Here is a 6,327-nt window from a genome sequence, read left to right as displayed (position 1 = left end):
GCCTGAAACCGTGCAACTTCCGCTGATCACAACTTCAGGGGCCTTATTAGGTGATAGTAACGTTGAAGTTCCCATTGTGATTGACTGTGCCAGTGATATCACCAAATTTGAAGTTACCCTGGCAGGGGGCAGTAATTCGAAACTCAGCACGTCAAATAATAAGGTTGATATTACCTTGTCATGGAAGAAAGGTGGAGGAGCCGTAGAATTCGGGAAGCCGGTCGAGCTGAGTAAAGCACCGTTTCTTGTGAGCCAAAAGCAATTTGATGGCTCCTTATTGGCCAGAGTGTCTCCACATACAGGGAACATACCGGCAGGTAATTACACAGCCAGTTTACCGGTGACGTTTACTTATTATTGAGATAGCATAATAAAAGCTGGGGAAATTCCCCAGCTTGTTAATCAATTAATCAAACACGCCATTGATAATTGCGGTCACTACTGAGGTACTCAGTGCAATAAGAACGAAATCATTCCTTACTATTTTCCATTCATAGCCAGGATAATAAGGCCGTTGCCCCAACATCGATGCCGGAACCGTTTTTTTCGCAATGCCTGGTGGTAAGGAGCCACACCCCGTCAGGCCATAATTCACCGCCAAATGTCGGGCAGCCGAAAAACTGATATCAGAATCGACATGATCCGGTTTGCCATATTTTTTACGGTGATCGGATGATGCGTTATTTTTCTGACCCGCATTGCCTTTCTGCGCATTCCCTTTATTTCCGTGATTATCACTATTATTGCCATGGTTGCCACTATTACCATTGCCGTTCCCATTGCCTGGATTCGCCAGTGCCGGGGTGGCAAAGAGCGAAAGAGAAATGAGGGTTGCCAGTACAACTTTTAAACCATGCCGTGTACCTATGCCCCTGTTCATCACCCGTGCTGAGTGGCAGGTGCAGCGCTGAATCATCCAGTTTGCGGGTCGCCACCAGCAACACCCGGAATCCTTGCGCGTTGTAATCTTTCGTTTTCGCCAGCAGTAACTCACGACGGTTTCATTCAGCGCGACCACCTTGTCACCATCAGCATCTCTTCCACTGCGCCTTTGCAAATCAGACTATTATCACCGTTACGTACATCCTCTACCGACGCAATTCGGTTTTCACCGAAGCGAAGTACCGCTCTGTTCATCAGATTTCGCGCGCCTCTCTGGCTGTTACAGTTCAGCCAGGGCAGCGTCAGCACCCGATCGCTTTCCGCTCAAGGCGGCGAAGAATCTCAAGCCAGTCCATCGGCTTAATATCGACGGTTGGGTGTCTTCCTGTATGAGGGAAGATATCTTTGTAAAATGTTGTTATAAATCAAATTTTTACCATTATGGGGTGCTGATATTTTAAAGGAAAATAACACCCCCTAATGTGCCCCAAAAAAGGACTTGATGCCGATTACCTTCAGGCGACAATGGTGGGGTTATTTCTCTTTTTTTATCAGGTATTACAGGGGTTTTGTTGACTTCGAGGGAGCTCAGGAGAGGCATTTTGGCGGAAGATCACAGGAGTCGAACCTGCCCGGGAACGCTGGCGTCCCCAACTGGATTTGAAGTCCAGCCACCTCACCGGAGATGACGATCTTCCGCGCCTCGATTGCTACATGGAGGCGGGGCGCATTATAGCTACTTCCAAACGTTTCCACACCCCCTCACTCACTTTTTTAACTTCCGTTTCTCTATACCATGACCAGTTTCAAATAAATCCCCGCAAAATCCATTACTTACACTTAGACACATTTTTAGACGCTACGCTGATCACAGAAAACAAGAATCGTAATTTGATAACGAGATATCGGAATACCCGCGCTCACAGGGATGGTTTACAAGAACTGTAACCGGTATCAGGGCGTGTGAAAGTGCTAACAAGGATGCGTAATGAAAAGTGAAATTCTGTCTGTTAAAGAGAAGATTGGCTACGGAATGGGCGATGCGGCTAGCCACATTATCTTCGATAACGTCATGTTATATATGATGTTCTTCTATACCGATATTTTTGGTATCCCAGCCGGATTTGTTGGCACCATGTTCTTACTGGCCCGCGCGCTGGATGCCATCTCAGACCCTTGCATGGGGCTGCTGGCCGACCGTACCCGTTCGCGCTGGGGGAAATTCCGTCCGTGGGTGCTGTTCGGCGCACTGCCGTTTGGTCTGGTTTGCGTGCTGGCCTACAGCACGCCGGATCTCAGCCTGAACGGCAAAATGATTTATGCCGCAATCACCTACACGCTGCTGACCCTGCTTTATACCGTGGTCAATATTCCCTACTGCGCGCTGGGCGGCGTGATCACTAATGACCCAACGCAGCGTATCTCCCTGCAATCATGGCGCTTTGTGCTGGCGACGGCGGGCGGCATGCTCTCCACCGTGCTGATGATGCCGTTGGTGAATCTGATTGGTGGCGAGGATAAAGCGTTCGGCTTTCAAGGTGGGATTGCGGTGCTCTCCGTGGTGGCGTTCCTGATGCTGGCGTTCTGCTTCTTCACTACCAAAGAACGCGTGGAAGCGCCGCCGAGCACCACCTCTATGCGTGAAGACCTGCGCGACATCTGGCAAAACGACCAATGGCGCATCGTCGGCCTGCTGACCATCCTCAATATTCTGGCCGTCTGCGTTCGTGGCGGGGCGATGATGTATTACGTCACCTGGATTTTGGGTAAGCCGGAGGTGTTTGTCGCCTTTCTCACCGCCTATTGCGTCGGCAACCTGATCGGCTCTGCGCTGGCAAAACCGCTGACCGACTGGAAATGCAAAGTCAGCGTCTTCTGGTGGACCAACGCTGCGCTGGCGGTGGCGAGCCTGGCGATGTTCTTTGTGCCGATGCACGCCAGCATCACCATGTTTATCTTTATTTTTGTCATTGGTGTACTGCACCAGCTCGTTACGCCAATCCAGTGGGTAATGATGTCCGACACCGTTGATTACGGCGAATGGTGCAACGGTAAACGCCTGACGGGGATCAGCTTTGCGGGCACGTTGTTCGTGCTCAAGCTGGGTCTGGCGCTCGGTGGGGCGCTGATCGGCTGGATGCTGGCGGGCGGTGGCTACGACGCCGCCGCGAAAACCCAGAACAGCGCCACCATTAGCATCATCATCGCCCTGTTCACCATTGTCCCGGCGATTTGTTACCTGCTGAGTGCCGTGATTGCCAAACGCTTCTATACCCTGAAAACGCCGTATCTGACGGAAATTATGAGTCAGCTGGCTCAGGGCGCGCGCCGCAACCAGCAGGATTTCACGACGAAAGAATTACAGAACTAAGGAACTGACGATGAAAATTAGCGATGGAAACTGGCTGACCCAACCTGGCCTGAATTTAATACACCCAATTCAGGTGTTCGACGTTGAACAGCAGGGTAATGAGATGATTGTCTACGTTGCGCCGCGCGACGTGCGTGAACGTACCTGGCAACTGGATACCCCACTCTTCACCTTACGCTTTTTCTCGCCGCAGGAAGGCGTGGTTGGCGTACGTATAGAACACTTCCAGGGCGCGCTGGATACCGGCCCGCATTACCCGCTGAACGTGTTGCAGGACGTCAATGTTGAGATGCGAAACACCGCTGAATTTGCCGAACTGAAGAGCGGCAATCTGAGCGTTCGGGTGACCAAAGGTGAGTTCTGGTCGCTGGATTTCCTGCGTAATGGTGAACGTATTACCGGCAGTCAGCTAAAGAATAGCGGTTACGTGCAGGATACCCACAGCGGGCGTAATTATATGTTTGAGCGTCTGGATTTGGGCGTGGGGGAAACGGTGTACGGGCTGGGGGAGCGTTTTACCGCGTTGGTACGTAACGGCCAGACGGTAGAAACCTGGAACCGCGATGGCGGTACCAGTACCGAGCAGTCTTACAAAAACATCCCGTTTTATCTCACCAACCGCGGCTACGGCGTGCTGGTGAACCATCCGCAGTGCGTGTCGTTTGAAATCGGCTCTGAGAAAGTGTCGAAAGTGCAGTTCAGCGTTGAAAGCGAGTATCTGGAATATTTCGTCATCGACGGCCCAACGCCGAAGGCGGTGCTGGATCGCTATACCCGCTTTACCGGCCGTCCGGCGTTGCCGCCAGCCTGGTCGTTCGGTCTGTGGCTGACCACATCGTTCACCACCAATTACGACGAAGCGACGGTGAACAGCTTTATCGACGGTATGGCCGAGCGCAATCTGCCGCTGCACGTCTTTCACTTCGACTGTTTCTGGATGAAGGCCTTCCAGTGGTGCGACTTTGAGTGGGACCCGGTGACCTTCCCGGACCCGGAAGGTATGATCCGCCGCCTGAAAGAGAAAGGGTTGAAGGTGTGCGTATGGATAAACCCCTACATCGGTCAGAAATCCCCGCTATTCAATGAACTGAAAGCGAAAGGGTATCTGCTCAAGCGCCCGGACGGTTCCCTGTGGCAATGGGATAAATGGCAGCCGGGCCTGGCGATTTATGACTTCACTAATCCACAAGCCTGCGAGTGGTATGCCAACAAGCTGAAAGGTCTGGTGGATATCGGCGTTGACTGCTTCAAAACTGACTTTGGCGAACGCATCCCCACGGATGTGCAGTGGTTTGACGGTGCCGATCCGCAGAAGATGCACAACCATTATGCGTACATCTACAACGAACTGGTGTGGAACGTGCTGAAAGAAACCGTCGGTGAAGAAGAGGCGGTGCTGTTTGCTCGTTCGGCCTCCGTGGGCGCACAGCAGTTTCCGGTGCACTGGGGCGGCGACTGCTACGCCAACTATGAATCGATGGCGGAAAGCCTGCGCGGTGGCTTGTCTATTGGCCTGTCCGGCTTTGGCTTCTGGAGCCATGATATCGGCGGCTTTGAGAATACCGCTCCGGCGCACGTCTACAAGCGCTGGTGTGCGTTTGGGCTGCTCTCCAGCCACAGCCGCCTGCATGGCAGTAAATCCTACCGTGTGCCATGGGCGTACGATGACGAATCCTGCGATGTGGTGCGCTACTTCACCGAACAGAAATGCCGCATGATGCCGTACCTGTATCGTGAAGCAGCGCGCGCTAATGCGCAGGGCACCCCGATGATGCGCGCGATGATGCTGGAGTTCCCGGACGATCCGGCGTGTGATTATCTCGACCGCCAGTACATGCTGGGCGATAGCGTGATGGTCGCGCCGGTGTTTAGCGAGGCGGGCGATGTGCAGTTCTATCTGCCGGAAGGACGCTGGACGCATCTGTGGCGTAATGATGAGGTGGCCGGCAGCCGCTGGCATAAGCAGCAGCATGACTTCCTGAGTCTGCCGGTTTATGTGCGTGACAATACCCTGCTGGCGCTGGGCAGCAATAACCAGAAGCCGGACTACGCCTGGCATGAAGGAACCGCGTTCCAGCTGTTCCATCTGCAGGAGGGGCGGGAAGCACTCTGTGAAGTTCCGGCTGCTGACGGCTCGGTTATCTTCACGCTGAAGGCGGTGCGCACGGGTAATACCATCATCGTGCAAGGTAGTGGAGATGCGCGTAACTGGACGCTGTGCCTGCGTAATATTCCACAGGTTAGCGGTGTGAAGGGCGGTTCATCTGCGGGCAGCGAGTGGGGAACGGTTGTCACGCCGGATGAAGATGTGCTGACGATAGCCCTGTAAGCGAATCTGAACGTGGTGCCGGATGCGTCTTATCCGGCCCACGCCGCGAGCAGCGTTCCAGATCTGAAAATCAAAAACATCCCGACTTAAATTTTTACCTCACCATATTTGCGAGCGCTATCACTCTAATTCCCGCGAAAAATGTGATCTGCGCCGTAAATATCTCACTATTTCCTCTTTTTGTCTTATTTCTGTCCGGAATACAGGACACGATTTAGTATTGTTGGCGCATCGTAGTCCTCTTATATTTATCATCACGGATTACACGTGGAGCATAAATGCTTCTTTATTACCTAAATAATTCGAGTTGCAGGAAGGCGGCGACGCAGCGAATCCCCTGAGCGTACATAAGTACGTGACAGGGGTGAGCGAGGAAAGCCAACGCACATGCAGCTTGAAGTATGACGGGTATAGATATTTAATCTGGTATGTAATAAGGGTAAATAATGCAAATGATTACCTCGCGACAAAACAGATTATTAAAGTTTCTTCTGTCCCGGAAGGAATATGTTACGCTGCTAAAAATTGCCGAATATTTATCTGTTTCAGAGAAGACCGTCCAGCGCGATCTGCGGTTACTGGAACAATGGTTATCGGAATGGAAAATATCTATCGATAAACGTGCCGGTGCGGGCGTGATATTAAGTGCCGATAACATTACTGACCTTTTATATCTGGATCAGTTATTAGGGTCGGAGGGTGATGATGCTGACGGCATGATGAATAATTCACGGCGGGTTAAGAT

5 protein-coding genes, 1 tRNA gene and 1 pseudogene are annotated in these 6,327 nt (G+C 52.1%); 4 read left to right on the top strand and 3 right to left on the bottom strand.

Going from position 1 to position 6,327, the window contains the following annotated elements:
- A partial coding sequence (locus KQJ19_RS21675) for a fimbrial protein (RefSeq protein ID WP_216404120.1) occupies nucleotides 1-361 on the top strand: 361 nt, incomplete at its 5' end.
- 45 nt (nucleotides 362-406) lie between these two features.
- Here the strand turns inward: KQJ19_RS21675 and KQJ19_RS21670 are convergent.
- From KQJ19_RS21670 to KQJ19_RS21660, 3 genes and pseudogenes are all read right to left on the bottom strand, one after another.
- Nucleotides 407-868: an anti-virulence regulator CigR family protein gene (locus tag KQJ19_RS21670; RefSeq protein ID WP_153690725.1), complete on the bottom strand. Its 462-nt coding sequence runs from the start codon at nucleotides 866-868 to the stop codon at nucleotides 407-409.
- A gap of 40 nt (nucleotides 869-908) precedes the next feature.
- Nucleotides 909-1,203, bottom strand: a pseudogene (locus KQJ19_RS21665) (magnesium-translocating P-type ATPase); the annotation flags it as partial.
- A gap of 282 nt (nucleotides 1,204-1,485) precedes the next feature.
- Nucleotides 1,486-1,580, bottom strand: a tRNA-Sec gene (locus KQJ19_RS21660).
- Nucleotides 1,581-1,870: 290 nt separating this feature from the next.
- On the opposite strand from KQJ19_RS21660, the gene KQJ19_RS21655 reads away from it, so the two are divergent.
- From KQJ19_RS21655 to KQJ19_RS21645, 3 genes are all read left to right on the top strand, one after another.
- Nucleotides 1,871-3,253: a glycoside-pentoside-hexuronide family transporter gene (locus KQJ19_RS21655; RefSeq protein WP_016155017.1), complete on the top strand. Its 1,383-nt coding sequence runs from the start codon at nucleotides 1,871-1,873 to the stop codon at nucleotides 3,251-3,253.
- 10 nt (nucleotides 3,254-3,263) lie between these two features.
- The gene (yicI, locus tag KQJ19_RS21650) at nucleotides 3,264-5,582 is read left to right on the top strand and encodes an alpha-xylosidase (RefSeq protein WP_216404119.1); all 2,319 of its coding nucleotides are present in this window, start codon (nucleotides 3,264-3,266) and stop codon (nucleotides 5,580-5,582) included.
- Nucleotides 5,583-6,028: 446 nt separating this feature from the next.
- The coding region (locus tag KQJ19_RS21645; RefSeq protein ID WP_216404118.1) for an HTH domain-containing protein at nucleotides 6,029-6,327 on the top strand (299 nt) is incomplete at its 3' end.

This window comes from Citrobacter sp. S46_ASV_140, assembly GCF_018919545.1.
GTDB classification, from domain to species: Bacteria; Pseudomonadota; Gammaproteobacteria; order Enterobacterales; family Enterobacteriaceae; genus Citrobacter; species Citrobacter braakii.
The sequence above is the reverse complement of the archived record's forward strand: the minus strand, read 5'-3'. Positions and strand labels throughout refer to the sequence as shown.

Coding starts and splice junctions, on each gene's coding strand:
- KQJ19_RS21655 (WP_016155017.1), top strand. CDS start 1,871: ATGAAAAGTGAAATTCTGTCTGTTAAAGAGAAGATTGGCTACGGAATG.
- yicI (WP_216404119.1), top strand. CDS start 3,264: ATGAAAATTAGCGATGGAAACTGGCTGACCCAACCTGGCCTGAATTTA.